The following is a 24,262-nucleotide window of genomic DNA, read 5'->3' as shown; positions in this document are numbered from 1 at the left end:
TTAATTCCGTCCATCTGAAAGTGCTATTGAAGGAGAGATTCGGATGCAGATGAACCCCAACAAAGACACCCAGTTGTGCATGTCACTCTCGGGGCGCCCCGGCAATTTCGGCCTGCGGTTTCACAATCATCTGTACGAACAACTGGGGCTGAATTTTTACTACAAGGCTTTCAGCAGCCAGGACCTGACGGGGGCTGTCAGCGGTATTCGTGCGTTGGGCATTCGGGGTTGCGGCGTGTCGATGCCGTTCAAGGAGGCCTGCATCGCGCTGGTCGATGAGCTGGATGCATCGGCCGAGGCTATTCAATCGATCAACACTATCGTCAACACCAACGGCCACCTCAAGGCCTACAACACCGATTACATCGCCGTCGCCCAGTTGCTTGAAACCCACCAGGTGCCCAAGGATTCGACCTTCGCCCTGCGCGGCAGCGGCGGCATGGCCAAGGCCGTGGCCAGCGCCTTGCGCGATGGCGGCTACAAAAACGGCTTGATCGTGGCCCGTAACGAACGCGCCGGGCGTGCCCTGGCTGAATCGCTGGGTTACCAATGGCAGGCGGAACTGGGCGCTCAACGCCCGCAGATGCTGATCAACGTCACGCCAATCGGCATGACCGGCGGCCCGGAAGCCGATCAACTGGCGTTTCCCCCTGAAGCCATTGCTACCGCCGAAACGGTCTTCGATGTGGTGGCGATCCCCTCGGAAACACCGCTGATCGTGCGTGCTCGTGCCGAAGGCAAACGGGTGATCACCGGGCTCGAAGTGATTGCGATCCAGGCGCTGGAACAGTTCGTGTTGTACACCGGCGTGCGACCGACCGATGAGCAGTTTCAGAAGGCCGTGGCGTTTGCCCGGAGCTGATCATCCCCAAATGTGTTGGCTGTACTGGCCCCTTCGCGGGCAAGCCACGCTCCTACAGGTTCTGCGCTGACCTTGTGGGAGCGTGGCTTGCCCGCGATTGCCGCGACTCGGTCACCCGCCATTGCCGTGAAAATCCCGGCCTATACTGCTCGCCAGCAAGCGAAGACTTGCTCTCCCGTCACCGAGACCGAGGTTCTCATGCATCCCGCCATTCTCAACCTGGATCAGGTCGAACTTGTACCGCTGCCCGAAGGTTTTGCCCCCACCGGTGAAGCCGCCAACCGCTATCAGCAACGCCAGGCCCGCATCGGCCAGCAACTGGGCGCGCAAAAGCTGGGTTATCGGTTGTACGCCCTGGAGCCTGGCATGCGCGGCAGTCCGTTTCATAGTCATCGGGTCAACGAGGAGATGTTCTACATCGTGGCCGGGGAAGGGGAGGTTCGCCTTGGCGCCGAACGCTTCCCGATTCGCGCCGGGGACGTGATCGCCTGCCCCGCGGGCGGTCCTGAAACCGCGCACCAGATCATCAACAACAGCCAGGGCGAGTTGCGCTATCTGGCGGTCAGCAGCCAGCAATCACCGGACATTTGCGAATACCCGGACTCCGGCAAATACGTGGTGATGGACGACTTCAAAGTCGATGCCAAGGGCAATGCGTCAGGCTTCGTTGCCGTCGCGAGGCAGGCCGATGGCGTGGATTATTGGGATGGGGAGTAGTCATTCAACGTTGAACACGTTCCTGTAGCAGCTGCCGAGCAGCGCGAGGCGGCGCTCGGCGGCGAAGCCGTCGTAAACCCTATATACGCGGTTACCCTGAAACACCGCATAGCATGAATTCACGACGGCTGCGCCGCCGAACGCAGCCTCGCGCTGCTCGGCAGCTGCTACGGCCGATACCGGGGCTTTATTCGAGGCGCGCCAGGCGTTCTTCCAGTGCCGCGATTCGCGCTTCAAGCTCTTCGATTCGCTCAACCGACACGCCGCCACCGGTGCCACGTTCCGCCGGGTTCTGTCGGGCCGCAAGGATCGCTTCGATATCCGCCGGATCGCCCAGCGCATGCATGTAACGATCTTCGCGCTGGCCGGCCTGGCGCGGAATCAACAGCGCCAGGCCTCGGGCGATCAAGCGCTCCAGTTGATGCACCACCTGTTCGGCATCTTCGAAGTCATGCATGCGGCCGCTGCGGGTCAGCAGTTCGTTGACCGTCTGCGGGCCGCGCAGGAACAACAGCCCCGTCAGAATCACCTGTGCTGGCACCAGTTCCAGCGCCTTGTCGACCCGATGTTCCCAGCGGTCGGCACGGCTGCCCATCACCAGCCGGGTGAAGCCGCGACCTTCAAGGGCCCGCAGGCTCTGGCCAACCTGGCCCTGGCTGAGGTTCATCACCGGTTCGCGGCTGGTTTTCTGGTTGCAGGCAATCACCAGGGCATTGAGGGTCAGCGGATAGGTTTCCGGGCTGGTGGCCTGTTTCTCGATCAACGAGCCCAGAATGCGGATTTCCGTGCTGTTGAGCCGCGGTTCGTCGAAGGTCGTCTCTTGTTCAGTGCTCATCGCGCTTTTCCCTAGGCAGTCGAGCCGCCTAGCCTAATCCTTGCTGGATAAAAGACAAGTCGCAGGGCGCGCCGGCATGGCTATAATCGCTCCACGTTTTTTACTCCCGTCACCACACGAGACTGCCATGACTATTTCCCTGTACGCCGCTTCCGTTCCGGTTTTCCAGCAAATGCTCAACGCCCTGAGCAACAACCTGAGCAAGGCTGAAGCCCACGCTACCGCGAAAAACATCGACCCGAACGCGTTCCTGCAGGCCCGTCTGTACCCGGACATGTTCCCGCTTGTACGTCAGGTGCAGATCGCCGTTGATTTCGCCAAGGGCGTTTCGGCGCGTCTGGCTGAAGTCGAACTGCCGAAATACGACGACACAGAAACCACCTTCGCCGAACTGCAAGCATTGATCGCCAAGGTCCTGGCCTTCATCGGCGAGATCAAACCCGAGCAGATCGACGGCAAGGAAGGCATCGAAATCGTGACCCGTCCTGGCACTCCTAAAGAGAAGCGCTTCACTGGCCAGGCTTACCTGCTGAGCTACGGTCTGCCGCAGTTCTTCTTCCACGTCACCACCGCCTACGCGCTGCTGCGTCACAACGGTGTGGAAGTGGGCAAGCGCGATTACATGGGCGCGTTCTAAACCACCCAGGTACAAAAAAGCCCGCCAAGGTGTAAGCCTTGGCGGGCTTTTTTGCAGGTTGATTGTCATTGCTGCGACTATCGTCAAAAGATCGCAGCCTTCGGCAGCTCCTACGTTGGATCGGCGTACACCCTGTAGGAGCTGCCGAAGGCTGCGATCTTTTGATCTTGGCTTTTTTAGGCCAAACGCTGCGCCTTCAACTCTTCACCCTGGCACGCCGCCGCGGTGAACAGCACGTCGGTTGAGGAGTTCAGCGCGGTTTCCGCCGAGTCCTGCAACACACCGATGATGAAACCGACCGCCACCACTTGCATGGCGATTTCGCTCGGGATGCCGAACAGGCTGCACGCCAGCGGAATCAGCAGCAACGAACCGCCAGCCACGCCCGAAGCGCCACAGGCACAGATCGCCGCGACGATGCTGAGCAGAATCGCCGTCGGAATATCCACGGCAATGCCCAAGGTGTGCACGGCGGCCAGCGTCAGTACGGTGATGGTGATCGCTGCGCCGGCCATGTTGATGGTCGCGCCGAGGGGGATCGACACCGAATAGGTGTCTTCGTGCAGGCCCAGACGTTTGCTCAACTCCAGGTTGACCGGAATGTTCGCCGCCGAGCTGCGGGTGAAGAAAGCGGTGATGCCGCTCTCGCGCAGGCAGGTGAGTACCAGCGGATACGGGTTGCGACGCAGCTTCCAGAACACGATGACCGGGTTCATCACCAGCGCCACGAACAGCATGCAGCCCAGCAGCACCGCCAGCAGGTGCATGTAACCGATCAACGCGCCGAAACCGGAAGTGGCGAGGGTCGAAGCCACCAGACCGAAGATCCCCAACGGCGCAAAACGGATCACCAGGCGCACGATCACGGTCACGCCATTGGACAAATCGCCCAGCACTTCGCGCGTCGTCTCGCCGGCATGGCGGATCGCAACGCCCATGCCGATCGCCCACGCCAGAATGCCGATGAAGTTGGCGTTCATCAGTGCGCTGACCGGGTTGTCGACCACGCTGAGCAGCAGGCTTTGCAGCACTTCGCTGATGCCGCCCGGCGCGGTGACCGCAACGTCCTGGGTCGACAGCACCAGGCTCGACGGAAACAACGTACTGGCGATCACCGCCACCACGGCTGCGGCGAAGGTGCCTAGCAGATACAGAAACAGAATCGGCCGGATATGGGTTTCCTGACCGTGTTTGTGGTTGGCAATCGAAGCCATGACCAGCACGAACACCAGAATCGGCGCGACAGCCTTGAGCGCCGACACGAATACTTTGCCAATGAAGGCGGTGGACTTCGCCACCTCGGGCGCGAACAGGGCCAGGGCAATCCCGGCGATCAGGCCGATGATGATTTGCGTGACCAGGCTGCTGCGTTTCAGGCGTTGAAAAAGAGAAGGGGATGAAGCGGTCATAACGGTATCTCTGATTTTATTAGGGTGCAGGGTTCCTCGGCTCATGCAGCAAAAAGCCGGGCAGGCCACATGGAGGGAACCGAAGGGGTCGCCACATCAATGCCAATCAATGGCCGATGAGCAAGGTGTCAATCTCGCGGGTCGCGGACTTTATCACAGCGTAGCCGCGATCCTTCAGACCTGTGACGATCTGCCACCCGATTGTTCAACGCGATTTGCAGGTTCGTGCAACTTCGCCCGGAAACACTCTGTTAAGCTTCGCCATCCTCATTTTCTAGTTCTGCCAGTGGGCCTTCGGGCTGTCGCTGGTGTCGTCGTTTTCCTGGAGTTCTGCATGCTGTTGCCCATTCTTCTGTTGTCCGCCGCCGGTTTCACGGTGCTGACCACGGAATTCATCATCGTCGGCCTGTTGCCGGCAATCGCCCGTGACCTGGACGTCAGCATTCCTCAAGCGGGTTTGCTGGTGACCTTGTTCGCGTTCACCGTGGCCGCGTTCGGGCCGTTCCTGACGGCGTATTTCGCAAGGTTTGAACGACGCAAACTGTTCATCAGCGTGTTGATCATGTTCGGCCTAGCCAACACGCTGGCGGCATTTGCGCCGAACATTTGGGTGATGGCCATTGCCCGGTTGATTCCCGCGCTGGGGTTGCCGGTGTTCTGGGCATTGGCCAGTGAAACCGCGGTGGACATTGTCGGCCCGGACTACGCCGGGCGGGCGATTGCCAAGATTGGTTTCGGCATCGTCTGCGCCACCGTATTCGGCATTCCGGTCGGCACGTTGATTTCCGATGCGTTCGGCTGGCGCAGTGCTTTCGGCATTCTGGCGGTGATTGCGTTTGCCAAGGCGCTGTTGCTGTTTATCTATTTGCCGAAAACCAGCCTGCACCAGCATCAGGTGAGTTTCCGTTCGCAGTTCAAGATCCTGCGCAGCCCGCTGATGCTGGGTCATGTACTGCTGTCGATCCTGGTGTTCAGCGGCATGTTCACCGCCTACACCTACCTGGCCGACATTCTTGAACGCCTCGCCGGTTTCAACGGCACCGTGGTCGGCTGGTGCCTGATGGGCTTCGGCGCGGTCGGGCTGATCGGCAACTCGCTGGGCGGTCGCGCGGTGGATCGTCACCCGCTGATCGCTTCTATGACGTTTTGCGCATTCATGATTGCCGGCATGGTGACGCTGGTGCCGAACATTCACTCGCCACTGGGGCTGGCGGCGGCGATGGGGATTTGGGGTGTGACCCAGGCGGCATTGTTCCTGGTCAGTCATGTGCGGTTGATGAAGGCGGCGCCTGAAGCGCCGGCCTTCGCGGCGTCGTTGAACATTGCCGGGGCCAACCTCGGGATCGGCCTGGGCGCCATGGTCGGCGGCCGGGTGATCGACAGTGTGGGCCTGGGCGGACTGGGTTTCGCCGCAGCCGGTTTTATCCTGGTTTCGATTCTCCTGGCCATGGCGCTGATGACCTTCAAGCCTCGCGAAATCTGCGCCTGAGGCTTCACATCTCGGTGAACAGCTCGCGTCGGGCACCTTCGGTAATGGCGACAATGCCGGGGTGCTTGACCTTGCGTTCCACCGAAATGGCGTAGAACGACTCGCGCACCGCGTCGGTCTGGCCGATCAACTCCACGCCGCATTGGCGTTTCACCTCGTCGGCAATCACGCTCGGGCCGATGAATATCCCGCTACCGGATTGGCCGAAAGCCTGCATCAAAGCGCTGTCGTCGAACTCGCCGACGATTCGCGGCTGGATCTGCTGTTCGGCAAACCAGCGTTGCAAGCGACTGCGCACCACGGTTTCCGGCCCGGGAATCAACAGCGGGGCGCCGTGCAGGCTGCGGGGGAAATCCTGGCCGTATCGCGCCGTCAGTTCAGCGGTGGCGAAGAAGCTGATACCGCATTCGCCGAGCTTCTGGCTGTAGCCCTTGATGTCCAGATGCGAGGGCATCGGGCTGTCGGAAATCACCAGGTCGAGGCGTTGAATCGCCAGGTCGGCGAGCAATCGTTCCAGTTTGTCTTCGCGGCAGGTGATGCGTAGCGGCTCGCTCAACTCCATGGTCGGCGCGATCAGGCGATAGACGATGGATTTGGGCACCACGTCGGCGACGCCCACCCGAAACAGAATCTGTTGCTCATTGGGCTGCGCCCGCAGCATCAGTTCCAGCTCGCCCCCAAGTTGAAACATCTGCTCGGCGTAGGGCAGGGTCTGACGCCCGGCTTCGGTGAGTTCCAGTTGCCGCCCGACCCGGCGAAACAATTCAACGCCATAGGTTTGTTCGAGCAGGGAAATCTGCCCGCTGATGGTCTGTGGCGTCAGGTTCAACTGCTCGCAGGCGCGCACGATGCTGCCGGTCTTGGCCACCACCCAGAAATAATGCAGCTGTCGATAATTGAGCATGTTGGTGAGATCCCTTGTTCCCATCATCTGTAGGAGCTGTTGTAGGAGCTGCCGAGTGAAACGAGGCTGCGATCTTTTGTTTTTAACGAACAAGATCAAAAGATCGCAGCCTCGTTTCACTCGACAGCTCCTACAAGCATACATACGACACATGTCGATTCGTAAAAACCGAAGTATAACCGCTGAAAATACGAATTTTCCTGAAGTATTTGTCTCTTTAGACTGCCTCGCTATCGACGGATCGCCTTTCGGGTTCTGTCTGTTCTATCGAGGAAAGCATCATGAAGCTTAAAACCACCGCGCTGCTGATCACCTCTTTACTGGTGTTGGCCGGTTGCGACCAGGCCGAGAAAAGTGCTCAGCAATTGATGGGCAAGGCCGCCGAAAGCGCCAAACAGGCGATTGACGATACCCACAAAGCCGCCGAACAAGCGTTGAGCGAGGCCACGAGCGGCCTGATCGGCAAGAAAGAACAACCGGCCAAAGAGACGGGCAAAACCGACTCTTCGTCCCAGGAAATCTAAACCGTCTACAACGAGTCAGGACTGACCCATGGAATACCTTTTAGAGCTCGCTGCAAGCCCCACCGCCTGGGTCGCCCTGGCCACGTTGGTGGTGATGGAAATCGTGCTCGGCATCGATAACCTGATCTTCATCTCGATCCTCACCAATAAGCTTCCCGAACAGCATCGCCAGAAGGCGCGGCGTATTGGTATCGGCATGGCGTTGATCTTGCGCCTGGCGCTGTTGAGCACCATCGCGTTCATCGTCCAGTTGACTGAACCGGTGATCGACATTCTCGGCCACGCGTTCTCCTGGAAGGACATGATCCTGATCGCCGGCGGCCTGTTCCTGTTGTGGAAGGCGACCACCGAGATTCATCACAGCATGGACCCGTCGCCGGAAGATCCGACGTCGGCCACCTCGACCGTGACCCTGGGCTTTGCCGCCGCCATCGGTCAGATCCTGATGCTGGACATGGTGTTCTCCATCGACAGCATCATTACCGCTGTCGGCATGACCGAGCATTTGCCGATCATGATCATCGCGGTGGTGGTGTCGGTCCTGGTGATGTTGCTGGCTGCTGACCCGTTGGCCAAGTTCATCAACGACAACCCGACGGTGGTGATGCTGGCGCTGGGCTTCTTGATCATGATCGGCATGACGCTGATCGCCGAAGGTTTCGGCGCCCACGTACCGAAAGGCTATGTCTACGCGGCCATGGCGTTCTCGGCGACGATCGAAGGCTTGAACATGCTGTCGCGGCGGGCCAAACAGAGGCGCGTTGCCGCAGAAGCTTAATCGCCGATAAACGAAACGGCCGCCTGAACTCGCGAGAGTCCAGGTGGCCGTTTTTTGTTTGTACGACTGAAAAGCGCCAGTCAGTGCGCGGTGATGGGGTGTGTAGCCGGTTTATCGGTTTTGGCCACGGGCGCCGATTGAACCGGGTGGTGATGGTGCCGACGGGTAATGCGCAATACGCCCCACAACATGGCGGCGGCCACTGCCAGCCAGCCGGAAATCAACATCACAATGGTCATTGTCAGGCTCATCAGTGCCTCCTCTTTGCCCTGCCGCGGGCGCACACTCTTCCTTGGTAAAGGACAGTCTAGCCGTTGCTGTGTTTCAGGCTATTGACCAAAGGTCGCCTGTCATCAACCCGTTCGCTCTATCAAATGCAAACAACTGCCGGTTAAGGCTATACCGCTGTCGCGCGGCATCCTATGATCGACGGCCAAGCCGGCTGCGTGATCGCCTGGCGTCTGAACAAGAGAGTGATGATGGTGCGGGTATTTTCTCGAATTCGATCTTTGGCACTGATCGTTGGCTGCGTTGCCGGCCTGGCTGGCTGCGCGGGGAGCGTAGCGCCTGAGATCAAGCGTCTGCCGGAGCGTGTCGAACTCAGCGGTACGTTCTACCGCGGGCAAAGTTATCAGAGCGGGCCTCAAGTGCTGGCCAGCCTGTTGTCCCAACAGGACATCGTGATAACTCCGGGGTTGCTCGAAAAGCCCCTGAATTTACCGGGTGCCGAAGACCGGTTGCAGCAGAACATGCAAAACCTCGCCCGCGAATACGGGATGGTGGTCTATCCCCTCGACAGCCAATTGCCGGCGCTGCTGACCCAGGTCGCGGCCGGTTATCCGGTGATGGTGCGCATTACTGAAGGCTCGGCGTTCTGGGCCGGGCCGCGATACGCCATTCTTGCCGGTTACAACCGTCAGAAGCAGACCGTGTTGCTGCGCACCGGGATGGATCGTCGGTTGCTGATGGGGTTCAGCGCCTTTGAGTCGGCGCTCGAGAATGCAGGCGGTTGGGCCGTTTTGATCCAGAAGCCGGACCAGATTCCGGCCAACGTCGATCAGCAGCGCTGGCTGAAAGCGGCGAACGATCTTGCCCAATCTGGTCAGGAGCAAGCGGCAGCCAGGGCGAAGAAGGCGCTGACCGCGCAGTAGTTTCCGCTCGTCATCTGCAAGGCACGACTCAGCGTTTTTGGTCTCTTATATAAAGGGCCCGGATTCTCGCCGGGTCGTGACCAGGAGGCGCCCATGGCTCATCCCAATACCCCCGACGGCCCGCACTCGTCCGAGCATTCGTCCGATAATGAGTTGGGGTTTGACCCCGATTCTCCGGACGTTGCTGATCCTCAGGTCGACCCCATCGGACCTGCCAGGGCGCCCAGGGACATAAAGCCGGGTGAGGAGGGCAAGAAGAAGCCGGCCAAGCCTTACGACCCACTCGGTAATTTGAGGCCCAAGTCTTAGTGAGAGGTGCATATGTCTACCGATTCGAGCTTCGATGACAAACATCCAGACTCTCCCGACAGTGTTCCAACAACCCTTGAGCCGGACGTGGACCCGGTGATGGACCCAGACAGCCCGTTAAGGGATCCCTTGGCCAGGCCGATGGTGGTGCCGACGAAGCATCCACAGGGCTGGCGAGACCCGAGTGCCGGGGATGGCATTCCGGATGACGATCAGATGCCATTGCCCAATGATTGACCGCCGGACGAAAACCGCCCGCCAACAAACCGCCCGCCAACAAAAAGCCCCGATTATTCGGGGCTTTCGTTGGCGGGTGTTTCGACCTTATTTCGAGGCTTCAACCACACCGCTCTGGCGATGTTTGAGGTTCTTCTCTGACTTGTATTGCAGGGCGACGGACGGCACGTTGGTGCTCTTGCCGGTTTCGACCCAGCTACGAATCCGTGTCGCATCGGCAAAGTGCGTGTACTTGCCGAAGGCATCGAGAATCACCAGCGCAACCGGACGGTTACCCATGCTGGTCACCAGCACCAGGCAGTGACCGGCCTCGTTGGTAAAACCGGTTTTCGTCAGCTTGATGTCCCAGTTCGGCTTGTTGATCAAATGGTCGGTGTTGTGGAACCCCAGGCTGTAGTTGGGTTTACGGAAACTGACGGTTTTTTCCTTGGTGGTGCTCAGCTCGGTCAATAGCGGGTACTTGTGCGCGGCGATCAGCAGTTTGCTCAGGTCGCGGGCGGTGGACACGTTGCGCGGGGAGAGGCCCGTCGGTTCGACGAAGTGGGTGCTGGTCATGCCCAGCGCCTTGGCTTTGGCGTTCATGGCGGCAATGAACGCGACATAACCGCCCGGATAGTGATGCGCCAGCGTCGCGGCGGCACGGTTTTCCGATGACATCAGGGCGATCAGCAGCATCTCGCGGCGCGACAATTCGCTTTTGAGTTTGACCCGGGAGAACACGCCCTTCATTTCCGGGGTGTCGCTGATGTTGACGGGAATGTATTCGTCCATGTTCTGCCGCGCTTCCACGACCACCAGGCCGGTCATCAGTTTGCTGACGGACGCGATGGGTACGACGACATCAGGGTTGCTGGCATAGATGACTTTGTTGGTTTGCAGATCCATCAGCAAAGCGCTGCCGGACGCGATCTTCAGTTGTGAATTGTCTCGTGGCGCCGCGGTGGTTTCAGCGGCGTTGACCGTTGGCGTGATGAAAGTCCCTGTAACTGCAAAAACTAGGCTCAGGATGGAAAGACGGATTTTCACGCTGGCAGACTCATAAAGGGTGGATATGCCGTTCTGTAACGGGCTGTTTCTTAAAAACGTCGCATTTTAGGAGTATGTGCCAGGAAAGCCATAGGCGCCTGTAAGAGAGGGGGTAAAAGTGAAGAATATTTAATGCTGTAACTCTTTCTTTACTATTTGGCTTTGCAGTTGTCCGACCTCTGTGATCGAGCTGTTTGCTACAGGCAAAAAGAACCCCGCGATGGGCGGGGTTCTTTTGAGTGCAGCAGGGTGAGAGTGAACTCAGCTGTGCAGTGTTTCGGCGGCGTACAACGTGTTTTCCAGCAGGCAGGCGCGGGTCATCGGGCCGACGCCACCCGGTACCGGAGTGATCCAGCCGGCACGGGCCAGGGCCGACTCGTAAGTCACGTCGCCGACCAGCTTGCCGTCTTCCTGACGGTTGATGCCGACGTCGATCACGATCGCGCCTTCCTTGATCCACTCACCTTTGACCAGGCCCGGCTTGCCGGCGGCAACCACTACCAGGTCGGCGCGACCGACGTGGCCGGCCAGATCCTTGGTGAAGCGGTGGGTGACAGTCACGGTGCAGCCGGCCAGCAGCAGTTCCATCGCCATCGGACGACCAACAATGTTGGAAGCCCCGACAATGACCGCGTCCATCCCGTAAAGATTGACGCCGGTGCTTTCCAGCAGCGTCATGATGCCTTTGGGTGTGCACGGGCGCAGCAGCGGAATACGCTGCGCCAGGCGACCGACGTTATAAGGGTGGAAACCGTCGACGTCCTTGTCGGGACGAATGCGCTCCAGCAATTTGGAGGCGTCCAGGTGTTCAGGTAGCGGCAGCTGAAGCAGAACGCCGTCGATTGCCGGGTCGTCGTTCAGGCGATCGATCAGATCGGTCAGCGCTGCTTGGGTGGTGTCGGCAGGCAGGTCATAGGCTTGGGATAGGAAGCCGACCTCTTCACAGTCTTTACGCTTGTGCGAGACATAAACCTGAGAGGCAGGATCGCTGCCGACCAGGATCACCGCGAGGCCGGGCGTGCGCAGGCCTTGCTGGCGACGCTCGGCAACTCGTTTGGCGATCTGCTGGCGCAGGCTGGCGGCGATCGATTTGCCGTCGATTAGTTGTGCAGTCATTGCGCGTGATTAACCATCGAGAGGGGAAAAAAAGAGAGCGCATTCTCGCATGTCATGAGGTGAGGGCAAAGGCGCTTGGTCTGCAAATTCCCCTAACTCCTTTAATTAAATGAATTTTTTTCAAAAAGGATTTGACGACCTTCAGGGGGCTCTATACTATTCGTCGCACTTGTCGGGCACAGCCTAGCACTGGTTAAGAAGGTCGAGCGGAGTTACGGTTTCGCAAGACTGAAAAGCACTTAGTTTGTAGTCCTTCAAGGGTACAGATTAACAAGGCGCCCGTAGCTCAGCTGGATAGAGCATCCGCCTTCTAAGCGGATGGTCGCAGGTTCGAGTCCTGCCGGGTGCGCCATTAGGCAGCATTGGCACAAGTAGCGCGATATGGTGGGCGTAGCTCAGTTGGTAGAGCACGGGATTGTGACTCCCGTTGTCGTGGGTTCGATCCCCATCGTCCACCCCATATTTCGAAAGGCGCCAGATTAACAGTCTGGCGCCTTTGCTTTAACAGCTTCAACTGCGGATGTGGTGGAATTGGTAGACACACTGGATTTAGGTTCCAGCGCCGCGAGGCGTAAGAGTTCGAGTCTCTTCATCCGCACCAAATAAAGCTTCACTCATGCCGCTTGGCATGATTGAGGTTCAACAAAGAAGTTGTTTGGCTTCTTTGTCACGCAATATGGTGGGCGTAGCTCAGTTGGTAGAGCACGGGATTGTGACTCCCGTTGTCGTGGGTTCGATCCCCATCGTCCACCCCATATTCCGAAAGGCGCCAGATTTAACAGTCTGGCGCCTTTTTTGTTTCAGTGGTTTGAGTGTCGGCGGCTGCAGGTTGTGGGCCGCAGGGGCAGGTCGCTTCGTCGTATTTATGTTTCTCGATGATGCTCGATTTGCCCGCCGATCCCCTCGTGGGGTTGGCTGTCAGGGACGGATTGCCGAATCCTTCTATATATAGGAAGGTGGGTGCAGAGCCCTGGCTTGATTGGCTGTATTTGCTAACAGGGCGAGGCACAACCGTTTGTCCCCGCCTATAAATTGCCTGCTGTTTTTTTACCCGTTTTCAGTAGGGTGACTTCTTGAGTTTGACCCACTAGAATGCATGCCCTTGATTCTGGGGTCGGAAACGGCCGGCTAACGTCTGTGCAACGAGGAATATCCATGCAAGTTTCTGTTGAAAATACTTCTGCTCTTGAGCGCCGCATGAGCATCACCGTGCCGGCTGAGCGCATCGAGACTCAGGTCAACAAGCGTCTGCAGCAGACTGCCCAAAAGGCCAAGATCGCTGGCTTCCGTCCAGGCAAAGTGCCAATGAGCGTGATCCGTCAGCGTTTCGGGGCTGATGCGCGTCAAGAAGCTGTGGGCGACGTGATCCAGTCTTCCTTCTACGAAGCTGTCGTCGAGCAGAAGCTGAACCCGGCTGGTTCGCCTTCGATCGAACCTAAAACCCTGGAAGCGGGCAAGGACCTGGAATACGTAGCTGTATTCGAAGTGTTCCCTGAGTTCACCGTTGCCGGTTTCGAAGGCATCACCGTCGAGCGCCTGAGCGCCGAAGTGGCTGACGCCGATCTGGACAAGATGCTGGAAGTCCTGCGCAAGCAGAACACCCGTTTTGAAGTGGCCGATCGCGCTGCCCAGAACGAAGACCAGCTGAACATCGATTTCGTCGGCAAGGTCGACGGTGAAGTGTTCGCAGGCGGTTCTGCCAAGGGTACTCAGCTGGTGCTGGGTTCCGGCCGCATGATCCCTGGTTTCGAAGACGGTCTGGTTGGCGCTAAAGCCGGCGAAGAGCGCGTTCTGAACCTGACCTTCCCAGAGGACTACCAGAACCTCGACCTGGCAGGCAAAACTGCTGAGTTCACCGTGACCGTGAACACCGTTTCCGAGCCTAAACTGCCAGAGCTGACCGAAGAGTTCTTCGCTCAATTCGGCATCAAGGAAACCGGTCTGGAAGGCTTCCGCACCGAAGTTCGCAAGAACATGGAGCGCGAACTGCGTCAGGCGATCAAATCCAAGGTCAAGAATCAGGTGATGGACGGTCTGTTGGCCACCAACCCGATCGAAGTGCCCAAGGCTCTGCTGTCCAACGAAGTCGACCGTCTGCGCGTGCAGGCTGTTCAGCAGTTCGGTGGCAACATCAAGCCTGACCAACTGCCGGCCGAGCTGTTCGAAGAGCAAGCCAAGCGCCGCGTCGTGCTGGGTCTGATCGTGGCTGAAGTGGTCAAGCAATTCGACCTCAAGCCTGACGAAGCCCGCGTTCGCGAGATGATTCAGGAAATGGCTTCGGCCTACCAAGAGCCTGAGCAGGTTGTGTCCTGGTACTACAAGAACGACCAGCAACTGAACGAAGTCCGTTCGGTTGTGCTGGAAGAGCAAGTTGTGGATACTGTTCTGCAGAAAGCTAGCGTGACCGACAAATCGGTCTCTTACGAAGAAGCAGTCAAGCCGGTAGAAGCTCCACAAGCCGACTGATCGTTTTTGCGGTAAGAAGCACACACCATAAGCCAGCCTTCGTGCTGGCTTATGCGTATTCAAGACATAACTATTTGGGAGTGACTGCAGAGCATGTTCCGTAATTCGTATATTCAGCAGAACTCAGATATCCAGGCCGCAGGCGGCCTGGTCCCGATGGTTGTCGAGCAGTCTGCTCGTGGCGAGCGCGCCTATGATATTTACTCGCGTCTTCTCAAGGAGCGAGTGATCTTTCTGGTTGGTCCGGTAGAGGACTACATGGCTAACCTGATTTGTGCGCAACTGCTGTTCCTTGAAGCGGAAAACCCGGACAAGGACATCCATCTCTATATCAACTCCCCGGGCGGTTCGGTAACGGCGGGCATGTCGATCTACGACACCATGCAGTTCATCAAGCCAAACGTGTCGACCACCTGTATCGGTCAGGCATGCAGCATGGGCGCATTTCTGCTGACCGCCGGTGCCCCCGGCAAGCGTTACTGCCTGCCGAACTCGCGTGTGATGATTCACCAGCCACTGGGCGGTTTCCAGGGGCAGGCGTCGGATATCGAAATCCATGCCAAGGAGATCCTGTTTATCCGCGAGCGTCTCAACACGCTGATGGCCGCGCATAGCGGTCGCACTCTTGAAGAAATCGAGCGCGATACCAATCGCGATAATTTCATGAGTGCAGAAGCTGCGCGTGAGTACGGCTTGATCGACGAAGTGATCAGCCAGCGCCCTGTTTAAAATAAGCAGCCCAAAACAGGCTTGGTCGGCAGGTCCGACACCGGCGGGCTTGAAAAAGCCCGCAATAGCCTTCATCTTGTGTTGCAAGCCTATCGGATTTGGATCGAACGAATGACTGACACCCGCAACGGCGAGGACAACGGCAAGCTGCTCTATTGCTCCTTCTGTGGCAAAAGCCAGCATGAAGTGCGCAAATTGATTGCCGGCCCCTCGGTCTTTATCTGCGACGAGTGCGTCGACCTGTGCAATGACATCATCCGCGAGGAGGTGCAGGAAGCCCAGGCCGAAAGCAGCGCGCATAAATTGCCTTCGCCTAAAGAAATCAGCGGCATCCTTGATCAGTACGTGATTGGTCAGGAGCGCGCGAAAAAGGTTCTGGCCGTAGCGGTGTACAACCACTACAAACGTCTGAACCAGCGTGACAAAAAGAATGACGACGTCGAACTCGGCAAGAGCAACATCCTGCTGATCGGCCCGACAGGCTCGGGTAAAACCCTGCTGGCCGAAACCCTGGCCCGCTTGCTGAACGTTCCGTTCACCATCGCCGACGCAACCACCCTCACCGAGGCAGGTTACGTGGGGGAAGATGTCGAGAACATCATTCAGAAACTGCTGCAGAAGTGCGATTACGACGTAGAAAAAGCCCAGATGGGCATTGTCTACATCGATGAGATCGACAAGATCTCGCGCAAGTCTGACAACCCGTCGATCACCCGGGACGTTTCCGGTGAAGGCGTGCAGCAGGCCCTGCTCAAGTTGATCGAAGGCACGGTCGCTTCCGTTCCGCCTCAAGGTGGTCGCAAGCATCCGCAGCAGGAATTCCTTCAGGTCGACACCCGTAACATCTTGTTCATCTGCGGCGGTGCGTTCTCCGGTCTGGAAAAGGTTATTCAAAACCGTTCCACCAAGGGTGGCATCGGTTTCAGCGCAGAAGTGCGCAGCAAGGAAGAAGGCAAGAAAGTCGGTGAATCCCTGCGTGAAGTCGAGCCTGACGATTTGGTCAAGTTCGGTCTGATCCCGGAATTCGTCGGTCGTCTGCCAGTACTTGCCACGCTGGACGAGCTTGATGAGGCTGCGCTGATGCAGATTCTCACCGAGCCGAAAAATGCTCTGACCAAGCAGTATGCCAAGCTGTTCGAGATGGAAGGCGTGGACCTGGAATTCCGGGCCGACGCGCTGAAATCGGTCGCCAAACGTGCCCTGGAACGCAAAACCGGTGCCCGTGGCCTGCGCTCGATTCTCGAAGGTGTATTGCTCGACACTATGTATGAAATCCCCTCGCAGTCCGAGGTGAGTAAAGTAGTGATCGACGAAAGCGTTATAGAAGGCAAGTCCAAGCCTCTGTATCTCTATGAGAACAGTGAGCCGACTGCCAAGGCAGCGCCAGACGCTTAAGCGTCACACTGCTGGAATAAAGAAGGGGCCTTCGGGCCCCTTTGCTATTGTGGGAGACGGGGCAGCTAACCTGAATTTCTGGATGCGCCGGGATAAATGCGGGCGCTACCGTAAGCTCTGATTTTTAAGTGATTCTTTTATCCGCTTGTTTTTTTTGAAAACAGCCCCCATCTTGGTTTCAAGCTTACTTCCATCTGTTTACGGCCTTATGGCCGCCGTAGAGGCGAAATCATGAAGACGACCATCGAATTGCCTCTCCTGCCATTGCGTGATGTCGTGGTTTATCCGCACATGGTTATCCCGCTGTTCGTGGGGCGCGAGAAATCCATCGAAGCTCTCGAGGCAGCGATGACGGGCGACAAGCAGATCCTTCTGCTGGCTCAGCGGAATCCTGCTGACGACGATCCCGGTGAAGAAGCACTTTATCGCGTAGGCACCATTGCTACCGTTCTGCAGCTGCTCAAGCTGCCTGACGGCACCGTCAAGGTTCTTGTCGAAGGCGAGCAGCGGGGCGCCGTGGAGCGCTTCAGCGAAGTCGACGGCCACTGCCGTGCCGAAGTCTCGCTGATCGACGAAACCGAAGCCCCTGAGCGCGAATCGGAAGTGTTTGTCCGCAGCCTGCTGGCTCAGTTCGAACAATATGTGCAGCTGGGCAAGAAAGTCCCCGCTGAAGTCCTGTCGTCGCTCAACAGCATCGACGAGCCAGGTCGCCTGGTCGACACCATGGCCGCGCACATGGCCCTGAAGATCGAGCAGAAGCAGGAAATCCTCGAAATCATCGATTTGTCGGTCCGGGTCGAGCACGTTCTGGCGTTGCTGGATGCCGAGATCGATCTGCTGCAAGTCGAAAAGCGCATTCGCGGCCGCGTTAAGAAGCAAATGGAGCGCAGCCAGCGCGAGTACTACCTGAATGAGCAGATGAAGGCCATTCAGAAAGAGCTGGGTGACAGCGACGAAGGCCACAACGAAATCGAAGAGCTGAAAAAGCGCATCGATGCCGCCGGTCTGCCGAAAGATGCGTTGGCCAAGGCTCAGGCCGAACTGAACAAGCTGAAGCAAATGTCGCCAATGTCCGCGGAAGCGACCGTGGTGCGTTCGTACATCGACTGGCTGGTTCAAGTGCCATGGAAAGCCCAGAGCAAAGTGCGCCTGGACCTGGCCCGTGCCGAAGACATTCTCGACGCCGACCACTACGGTCTGGAAGAAGTCAAAGAGCGGATCCTCGAATACCTCGCCGTGCAGAAGCGCGTGAAGAAGATTCGCGGCCCGGTATTGTGCCTGGTCGGTCCTCCGGGGGTGGGTAAAACCTCTCTGGCGGAGTCGATTGCGCATGCCACCAACCGCAAATTCGTCCGCATGGCCCTCGGTGGCGTGCGTGATGAGGCGGAAATTCGTGGTCATCGCCGGACTTATATCGGTTCGATGCCAGGAAGATTGATTCAAAAGATGACAAAGGTGGGTGTCCGCAACCCGCTGTTCCTGCTCGATGAAATCGACAAAATGGGCAGCGACATGCGTGGCGATCCGGCGTCGGCGTTGCTGGAAGTGCTCGACCCCGAGCAAAACCACAACTTCAACGATCACTATCTGGAAGTCGACTACGACCTGTCCGATGTGATGTTCCTGTGCACCTCCAACTCGATGAATATTCCACCGGCGCTGCTGGACCGGATGGAAGTGATTCGTCTGCCGGGTTACACCGAAGACGAGAAGATCAACATCGCCGTCAAATACCTTTCGCCCAAGCAGATTGCTGCCAACGGCCTGAAGAAAGGCGAGCTGGAATTCGACGCCGAAGCGATCCGCGACATCATCCGCTACTACACCCGCGAAGCCGGTGTACGTGGGCTGGAGCGCCAGATTGCCAAGGTTTGCCGCAAGGCGGTCAAAGAGCATGCTCTGGAAAAACGCTTCTCGGTGAAGGTGACTGCCGAGATGCTGGAACACTTCCTGGGCGTGCGTAAATTCCGTTACGGCCTGGCTGAACAGCAGGATCAGATCGGTCAGGTCACCGGCCTGGCGTGGACCCAGGTGGGCGGCGAATTGCTGACCATCGAAGCCGCAGTCGTGCCGGGTAAAGGCCAATTGATCAAGACCGGTTCTCTGGGTGACGTGATGGTCGAATCGATCACCGCAGCCCTGACCGTTGTCCGCAGCCGTGCGAAGAGCCTGGGGATTCCCCTGGACTTCCACGAGAAGCGCGACACGCATATCCACATGCCTGAAGGGGCGACCCCGAAAGACGGCCCTAGCGCCGGTGTAGGCATGTGCACGGCCCTGGTGTCGGCATTGACTGGCATTCCTGTAAGAGCGGACGTCGCCATGACCGGCGAAATCACCTTGCGTGGTCAGGTGCTGGCGATCGGTGGCTTGAAGGAAAAACTGCTGGCTGCTCACCGTGGCGGAATCAAGACGGTGATCATTCCTGAAGAGAACGTACGCGATCTGAAGGAAATTCCTGACAACATCAAGCAAGATCTACAGATTAAACCCGTTAAATGGATTGACGAGGTCCTGCAAATTGCGCTGCAATACGCGCCGGAACCCTTACCGGATGTGGTTCCGGAGATCGTTGCAAAGGATGACAAACGCGAGTCTGACTCTAAGGAAAGAATTAGCACGCATTAGTACGCATTTGCCTGGGGGGCTTCCTTGACAGTTTTTTAGAGCCCTTGTTATAAAGCGGCTCTTAAGTGTCTGTAGGCCATTCAGCACTCGTTTTTTTTGCTTTCACCAAAAAACTTAGAATCAAACTCAAATAGATATAAGGGGACTTAGAGTGAACAAGTCGGAACTGATTGATGCTATCGCTGCATCCGCTGATATCCCGAAAGCTGCTGCTGGCCGTGCGCTGGACGCTGTAATCGAATCCGTCACTGGCGCTCTCAAGGCTGGTGATTCTGTTGTTCTGGTTGGTTTCGGTACTTTCTCCGTGACTGATCGTCCAGCTCGCATCGGTCGTAACCCACAGACCGGTAAGACGCTGGAAATCGCAGCAGCCAAAAAGCCAGGTTTCAAAGCCGGTAAAGCACTGAAAGAAGCTGTCAACTAAGTTCGATTCAGGTTTTTGCCTATCCGGGTCGGGGTCATTCCTGACTTGGCAGCGGAGCGGTAGTTCAGTCGGTTAGAATACCGGCCTGTCACGCCGGGGGTCGCGGGTTCGAGTCCCGTCCGCTCCGCCAGTTACGAGAAGGCGCATCCTCGGATGCGCCTTTCTTCTATCCGGATTCTACCCACGCTCCACGGTTGCCTAATTTTGAAGTTCAACCGTTTCTGGGGGACGCATGCTGCAGAATATCAGGGACAATTCACAAGGCTGGATTGCCAAGACCATTATCGGGGTCATCGTTGCACTGATGGCTTTGACCGGTTTCGACGCTATTTTCAAGGCCACGACGCACAAAAATGACGCGGCCAAGGTCAACGGCGAAGAAATCAGCCAGAACGAGCTGAGCCAGGCGGTCGATATGCAACGCCGTCAGCTCATGCAACAGCTGGGCAAGGATTTCGATGCTTCCTTGCTCGACGAAAAAATGCTGCGCGAATCGGCCCTCAAAGGCTTGATCGATCGCAAACTGCTGCTGCAAGGCGCAGAAAAATCGAAATTCGCTTTCTCCGAAGCTGCTTTGGATCAGGTGATCCTGCAAACGCCTGAATTCCAGGTGAACGGCAAGTTCAGCCCCGAGCGTTTCGACCAGGTGATCCGTCAACTGGGCTACAGCCGTCTGCAATTCCGTCAGATGCTGGCTCAGGAAATGCTGATCGGTCAGCTGCGCGCTGGCCTGGCCGGTAGCGGTTTCGTCACCGATGCACAGGTGTTGGCCTTCGCCCGTCTGGAAAAACAGACCCGCGATTTCGCCACCGTGAACATCAAGGCAGACCCGGCGGCAGTGAAACTGACCGACGATGAGGTCAAGGCCTACTACGACGAACACGCCAAGGAGTTCATGACGCCGGATCAGGTGGTCATCGATTACCTTGAATTGAAGAAGGCATCCTTCTTCGATCAGGTCAGCGTCAAGGACGAAGACTTGCAAGCGGCGTATCAGAAAGAAACCGCGAACCTGTCCGAGCAACGCCGGGCTGCGCACATTCTGATCGAAGTGAACGACAAGGTGACCGAGGCGCAAGCCAAGGCCAAGATCGAAGAAGTTCAGGCGCGCCTGGCCAAAGGCGAGAGTTTCGAGGCCCTGGCCAAGGAGTTCTCCCAGGATCCAGGTTCGGCGAACAACGGCGGTGACCTCGGTTTTGCAGGTCCGGGCGTCTACGATCCAGCGTTTGAAAAAGCCCTGTATTCGTTGGCCAAGGATCAGGTCTCGGAGCCGGTTCGCACTGACTTCGGTTTCCACCTGATCAAACTGTTGGGTGTCGAAGCGCCTGAAGTGCCAACGTTCGCCAGCCTGAAAGACAAGCTGACCCGCGAGTTGAAAACCCAGCAAGTCGAGCAGCGTTTCGTCGAAGCGACCAAGCAATTGGAAGATTCCTCGTTCGAGTCCTCTGATCTGGCCCAGCCGGCACAAGACCTGAAGCTGACCGTTCACACGTCCGCGCCATTCGGCCGTGAAGGTGGCGAAGGCGTTGCGGCTAATCGTGCCGTGGTGACCGCTGCATTCAGTCCTGAAGTCCTGGATGAGGGTGCCAACAGCACCGCCATCGAACTGGATCCGGAAACCGTGATCGTGCTGCGCGCCAAGGAGCACCGCAAGCCTGAGCAACTGCCACTGGAAAGCGTGGCTGCCAGCATCCGCGTGCAATTGACCAAGGAGCACGCCAGTGCCGCCGCCAAGACCAAGGCCGATCAATTGATCGCCAGCTTGCGTGATGGCAAGACCACACTGGACAAGGCGATCGATGGTCAGAACTGGAAAGTCACCGCAACCGCGACTCGCGCTCAGGAAGGGGTCGACCCAACCGTGCTGCAAGCGTTGTTCCGCATGCCCAAGCCAGTCTCCAAGGACAAGCCGACCTTCAGCAGCGTGACCCTGGCCGATGGTAGCCTGGTGGTCGTGCGTCTGAACGGCGTGAATGAAGGCGCTGCGCCGACCGAAGAAGAGAAGGCTCAATACCGTCGCTTCCTCGCCTCGCGCATTGGCCAGCAAGACTTCGCGGCCTACCGCAAGCTGCTGGAGCGTGAAGCTGAGATCAAGCGTTTCTGATGCCTGACTGAGCTTTGCGCGACATAAAGGACCCCAGCCGAAAGGTTGGGGTTTTTTTTATGGGGGACACGAAAAGATCGCAGCCTGCGCTAGCGCTTTCAGGGGATCGCGGTCATCTTTAGGCGCTGCCGCAGGCTGCGATCTTTTGATTTTTGCTCCGGCGGGACTTTCTCCTGATATCACGGTCAATGAGTCTGTAGCCTTTTTTAGACACAATCGATACTCCGCTAAGCATCGATCTGTTGCACAATACGCCCCGAACCGTTTTTCTCAGGATGTTCAATGTTTAAATCAATTCCCATGCGTGTTGTCGGGCTAGCCTTGGTGCTGGCCGCCGCTGCCGGTTGTTCGTCGAAGAAAGCCGCTGTCTATGAGCATGAGAACTTCGACGACTCCGGGACGTTTTCGCGCAGCTACCCGGTGACCGATGCACAAACCTGCGAAGCCGCCCGTCGGGCCTTGCTCAGCCAGGGTTACATCATCACCAGCAGCGATCCGAAACTGGTCAGTGGACACAAGAGCTTCCAGCAGACCGGCGAAACCCATATGGAGATCAGCTTCAGTGTGGTCTGCGCCGATGACGGCAGCGAGGGGCATCATGCGACCATGTTCGCCAACGCCCTGCAGGACCGCTATGCGCTGAAAAAGACCAACAACTCCGCCAGCCTCGGCGTCGGCGTGTTGGGGTCGGTATCGATGCCGATCGGCTCGTCTGACGATTCGATGGTCAAGGTCGCCAGCGAAACCGTGTCTTCGGCCAAGTTCTATGAACGCTTCTTTACTCTGGTCGAATTGTTCCTGCCGCCGGAAGCGAAGAAGGCCGCGCACATCGTCGAGAAGCCGAAAACCGAACTTGGGGTGCCTGAAGCCAAGGCTGCACCGGCTCAGTTGGCGCCAACCCCGGCACCGGCGGCAGAACCTGCGCCAGCGCCGGCAGCCGAGCCCGCACCTGCCGCCGCGCCTGCCACTTCGGAGCCTGTTGCGCCGCCTGCTGAAACAGCGCCGATTACCCCGACCAAGAGCACCGAGCCGACGTCGTCCACGGAAACGGTCACTCCAGTAGCGGACTCGAGCACTCTGCCGCCGCCAACCGAGCCGATTTCGGCGATACCTGTCTCCGGCCAGTAATGGGTTTGCTTGTTATGGGGGCGGGTCAGACGATACCGCTCCCGTAACGTCTTTCAAGACTGATCCACATCAAGTCGGGCTGTTTTCCCACAGCCCGTATCGAAAAATCCAGTGATAAATTCCTGACCACCTGCTACGTTTTATTCAGTAGCGACGCAGTGTCGTGCCCGCGTCATTTTTCTTTCATGCGGGCACTTTATGCTCAAGGCGTTGGTCATTTATTCAGACGGTTTTTTCAACAAGCGATGGGGGTTTAATAATGGACGATTATCAAGAAGAACTGCTCGAGTATCAGGCGTTTGAACTGGACCCACTGGAACCGGCCGAAGACGCTACTGAGCTGTAATTACAATTACGCGGATTGACGATGACTGCGGCGAAACTCGCCGGGCGTCTGGCCATTCCAGCGTTTGAAGGCGCGCTGAAAGGCTTCGGCTGAGGCAAACCCCAGCAGGTAGGCGATTTCGCCGAACGCCAGTTCAGTGTCGCGGATGTAGGTCATGGCCAGGTCGCGGCGTGTATCGTTGAGAATTGCACGAAATTGCGTGCCTTCCTCGGCGAGTTTGCGGCGCAAGGTCCAGGTTGGCAGCTTCAGGCGTGCCGCCACTTCTTCCAGGTCGGGTTCCCGGCCACCATTGAGCAACGGGCCCAGCAACTGAGTGATGCGTTCACGCAGGCTGCGGGTACGTGTCAGTTGCTCAAGTTCCCGTTCACACAGTTGCAGCAGGTGCCGCCAGGTGCTCGGGCAGTGCTCCGGGTTGCGCTGGGCGAGGCTATCCAGGCTCAGGCGCAGTTGATTCTGTTCGGCGCCAAACTGGATCGGACAGTCGCCGAGTACGGCATAGGCATCACGGTAATCCGGAGCGTCAAATTCGATCTCGATTCGTTCGGCGCGCAGCGGGGCAGGGCTCACGCTGGACAATTGCTGCAACCAGCCAGCGATGATCGAGTCCACCACGAAGCGGTTGTAGGCGTTGTAGGGGCTGATCGAATAGAACCGCAGCCAGGCGCCTTGGGCGTCTTCGTGAAAGCTCGACTGGCCGCGATAGTTGGAGCCGTACAGCGCTTCGAAACGAATCAGGCAGCGCGCCGCTTCGCGCACGGTGGGGGCCTGGGCGGCGGTGACGCCGGCGAGGCCGGCCTGACTCAGGCGACTGAGCTGGCCCATGCGCAAACCCAGCGCCGGGTCGTCGGTCAGTTGAATGGCGCCGTGGCCCAGGCGCATGTAGCGCGGGATCGACAGGCGGGCGCCGGCTTCGGCCAGTCGCGCGGCGTCGAGGCCGTACTGTTCGAGCAGCGGTTGTGGGTCCAGGCCATGGCTGCGCACGGCGTCGGCCAGGCTATGGACGAAGCCCACCGACAGATCCCCGAGGCGCATCGGCTGCGGTTTCATC

The 24,262-nt window shown here is 58.0% G+C and carries 23 protein-coding genes and 5 tRNA genes; 21 read left to right on the top strand and 7 right to left on the bottom strand.

Translation table 11 applies throughout. The features are described 5' to 3' along the window. Positions 1-43 precede the first annotated feature (43 nt). Both LOY36_RS18405 and LOY36_RS18400 read left to right on the top strand, forming a co-directional pair. Positions 44-862: a shikimate 5-dehydrogenase gene (locus LOY36_RS18405; RefSeq protein WP_258669741.1), complete on the top strand. Its 819-nt coding sequence runs from the start codon at positions 44-46 to the stop codon at positions 860-862. Between the two features lie 198 nt (positions 863-1,060). After that, positions 1,061-1,579, top strand: coding sequence for a cupin domain-containing protein (locus LOY36_RS18400; RefSeq protein ID WP_019648396.1), 519 nt, complete (start codon positions 1,061-1,063; stop codon positions 1,577-1,579). 187 nt (positions 1,580-1,766) lie between these two features. Here the strand turns inward: LOY36_RS18400 and LOY36_RS18395 are convergent, their stop codons facing one another. Then, positions 1,767-2,414 carry a YceH family protein gene (locus tag LOY36_RS18395; protein ID WP_019648397.1) on the bottom strand — a complete coding sequence of 216 codons (648 nt, stop codon included), beginning with the start codon at positions 2,412-2,414 and terminating at the stop codon, positions 1,767-1,769. A 127-nt stretch (positions 2,415-2,541) separates the two neighbouring features. On the opposite strand from LOY36_RS18395, the gene LOY36_RS18390 reads away from it, so the two are divergent. Next, positions 2,542-3,051, top strand: coding sequence for a DUF1993 family protein (locus tag LOY36_RS18390; RefSeq protein WP_007901777.1), 510 nt, complete (start codon positions 2,542-2,544; stop codon positions 3,049-3,051). 176 nt (positions 3,052-3,227) lie between these two features. Here the strand turns inward: LOY36_RS18390 and sstT are convergent, their stop codons facing one another. Next, the gene (gene sstT, locus LOY36_RS18385) at positions 3,228-4,460 is read right to left on the bottom strand and encodes a serine/threonine transporter SstT (protein ID WP_019648399.1); all 1,233 of its coding nucleotides are present in this window, start codon (positions 4,458-4,460) and stop codon (positions 3,228-3,230) included. A 334-nt stretch (positions 4,461-4,794) separates the two neighbouring features. Between sstT and LOY36_RS18380 the strand changes: the two genes are divergently transcribed. Then, complete coding sequence (locus LOY36_RS18380; RefSeq protein WP_138867944.1) at positions 4,795-5,949, top strand: MFS transporter; 1,155 nt, start codon at positions 4,795-4,797, stop codon at positions 5,947-5,949. Between the two features lie 4 nt (positions 5,950-5,953). Here LOY36_RS18380 and nhaR read toward each other — a convergent pair whose 3' ends face one another. Continuing rightward, positions 5,954-6,853, bottom strand: coding sequence for a transcriptional activator NhaR (gene nhaR, locus LOY36_RS18375; protein ID WP_258669727.1), 900 nt, complete (start codon positions 6,851-6,853; stop codon positions 5,954-5,956). 281 nt (positions 6,854-7,134) lie between these two features. Between nhaR and LOY36_RS18370 the strand changes: the two genes are divergently transcribed. Continuing rightward, positions 7,135-7,377, top strand: a complete 243-nt coding sequence (locus LOY36_RS18370; RefSeq protein WP_258669723.1) for a hypothetical protein — start codon at positions 7,135-7,137, stop codon at positions 7,375-7,377. Positions 7,378-7,405: 28 nt separating this feature from the next. Beyond that, complete coding sequence (locus LOY36_RS18365; RefSeq protein ID WP_018925415.1) at positions 7,406-8,155, top strand: TerC family protein; 750 nt, start codon at positions 7,406-7,408, stop codon at positions 8,153-8,155. Positions 8,156-8,235: 80 nt separating this feature from the next. On the opposite strand, the gene LOY36_RS18360 is transcribed toward LOY36_RS18365, so the two are convergent. Further along, entirely contained in the window at positions 8,236-8,406 is a 171-nt protein-coding gene (locus LOY36_RS18360; protein ID WP_019648402.1) for a hypothetical protein, read from the bottom strand. A 171-nt stretch (positions 8,407-8,577) separates the two neighbouring features. Between LOY36_RS18360 and LOY36_RS18355 the strand changes: the two genes are divergently transcribed. The 3 genes from LOY36_RS18355 (at position 8,578) to LOY36_RS18345 (ending at position 9,852) form a co-directional block, all read left to right on the top strand. Continuing rightward, on the top strand, positions 8,578-9,306 hold the full coding sequence (locus LOY36_RS18355; RefSeq protein ID WP_018925417.1) for a hypothetical protein: 729 nt from the start codon (positions 8,578-8,580) through the stop codon (positions 9,304-9,306). A gap of 93 nt (positions 9,307-9,399) precedes the next feature. Further along, positions 9,400-9,615 (top strand): DUF6021 family protein, encoded by a 216-nt coding sequence (locus tag LOY36_RS18350; RefSeq protein WP_019580004.1) that lies wholly within the window; start codon positions 9,400-9,402, stop codon positions 9,613-9,615. Between the two features lie 12 nt (positions 9,616-9,627). After that, the gene (locus LOY36_RS18345) at positions 9,628-9,852 is read left to right on the top strand and encodes a hypothetical protein (RefSeq protein ID WP_019580005.1); all 225 of its coding nucleotides are present in this window, start codon (positions 9,628-9,630) and stop codon (positions 9,850-9,852) included. A gap of 87 nt (positions 9,853-9,939) precedes the next feature. Here the strand turns inward: LOY36_RS18345 and pbpG are convergent, their stop codons facing one another. Further along, entirely contained in the window at positions 9,940-10,878 is a 939-nt protein-coding gene (gene pbpG, locus LOY36_RS18340; RefSeq protein WP_258669714.1) for a D-alanyl-D-alanine endopeptidase, read from the bottom strand. 261 nt (positions 10,879-11,139) lie between these two features. After that, positions 11,140-11,994, bottom strand: a complete 855-nt coding sequence (gene folD, locus LOY36_RS18335) for a bifunctional methylenetetrahydrofolate dehydrogenase/methenyltetrahydrofolate cyclohydrolase FolD (RefSeq protein ID WP_019648405.1) — start codon at positions 11,992-11,994, stop codon at positions 11,140-11,142. A gap of 275 nt (positions 11,995-12,269) precedes the next feature. On the opposite strand from folD, the gene LOY36_RS18330 reads away from it, so the two are divergent. The 12 genes from LOY36_RS18330 (at position 12,270) to LOY36_RS18275 (ending at position 22,868) form a co-directional block, all read left to right on the top strand. Beyond that, positions 12,270-12,346 (top strand) — tRNA-Arg (locus LOY36_RS18330). A gap of 32 nt (positions 12,347-12,378) precedes the next feature. After that, positions 12,379-12,454: transfer RNA gene (locus LOY36_RS18325), tRNA-His, on the top strand. Between the two features lie 56 nt (positions 12,455-12,510). Continuing rightward, positions 12,511-12,595: transfer RNA gene (locus tag LOY36_RS18320), tRNA-Leu, on the top strand. A gap of 78 nt (positions 12,596-12,673) precedes the next feature. Next, positions 12,674-12,749 (top strand) — tRNA-His (locus LOY36_RS18315). A 400-nt stretch (positions 12,750-13,149) separates the two neighbouring features. Then, positions 13,150-14,460 (top strand): trigger factor, encoded by a 1,311-nt coding sequence (gene tig / locus LOY36_RS18310; protein ID WP_019580008.1) that lies wholly within the window; start codon positions 13,150-13,152, stop codon positions 14,458-14,460. A gap of 93 nt (positions 14,461-14,553) precedes the next feature. Further along, positions 14,554-15,189, top strand: a complete 636-nt coding sequence (gene clpP / locus LOY36_RS18305) for an ATP-dependent Clp endopeptidase proteolytic subunit ClpP (RefSeq protein ID WP_007940402.1) — start codon at positions 14,554-14,556, stop codon at positions 15,187-15,189. Between the two features lie 111 nt (positions 15,190-15,300). Next, positions 15,301-16,584 (top strand): ATP-dependent Clp protease ATP-binding subunit ClpX, encoded by a 1,284-nt coding sequence (gene clpX, locus LOY36_RS18300; RefSeq protein ID WP_019648407.1) that lies wholly within the window; start codon positions 15,301-15,303, stop codon positions 16,582-16,584. A gap of 231 nt (positions 16,585-16,815) precedes the next feature. Continuing rightward, a complete protein-coding gene (gene lon / locus LOY36_RS18295) occupies positions 16,816-19,212 on the top strand; it encodes an endopeptidase La (protein WP_258669706.1) in 2,397 nt (798 codons plus the stop codon). Positions 19,213-19,363: 151 nt separating this feature from the next. Beyond that, complete coding sequence (locus LOY36_RS18290; RefSeq protein ID WP_002552737.1) at positions 19,364-19,636, top strand: HU family DNA-binding protein; 273 nt, start codon at positions 19,364-19,366, stop codon at positions 19,634-19,636. Positions 19,637-19,689: 53 nt separating this feature from the next. After that, positions 19,690-19,766: transfer RNA gene (locus LOY36_RS18285), tRNA-Asp, on the top strand. Between the two features lie 102 nt (positions 19,767-19,868). Next, positions 19,869-21,740: a SurA N-terminal domain-containing protein gene (locus LOY36_RS18280; RefSeq protein WP_258669704.1), complete on the top strand. Its 1,872-nt coding sequence runs from the start codon at positions 19,869-19,871 to the stop codon at positions 21,738-21,740. Between the two features lie 282 nt (positions 21,741-22,022). Beyond that, positions 22,023-22,868: a DUF2242 domain-containing protein gene (locus LOY36_RS18275; RefSeq protein WP_026345724.1), complete on the top strand. Its 846-nt coding sequence runs from the start codon at positions 22,023-22,025 to the stop codon at positions 22,866-22,868. A gap of 352 nt (positions 22,869-23,220) precedes the next feature. Here the strand turns inward: LOY36_RS18275 and LOY36_RS18270 are convergent, their stop codons facing one another. Then, positions 23,221-24,261, bottom strand: a complete 1,041-nt coding sequence (locus tag LOY36_RS18270) for an AraC family transcriptional regulator (RefSeq protein WP_019648410.1) — start codon at positions 24,259-24,261, stop codon at positions 23,221-23,223. Position 24,262 lies beyond the last annotated feature (1 nt).

Source organism: Pseudomonas sp. B21-019 (assembly GCF_024749225.1).
GTDB lineage: Bacteria > Pseudomonadota > Gammaproteobacteria > Pseudomonadales > Pseudomonadaceae > Aquipseudomonas.
This window is presented reverse-complemented; position numbering and strand designations above follow the sequence as displayed.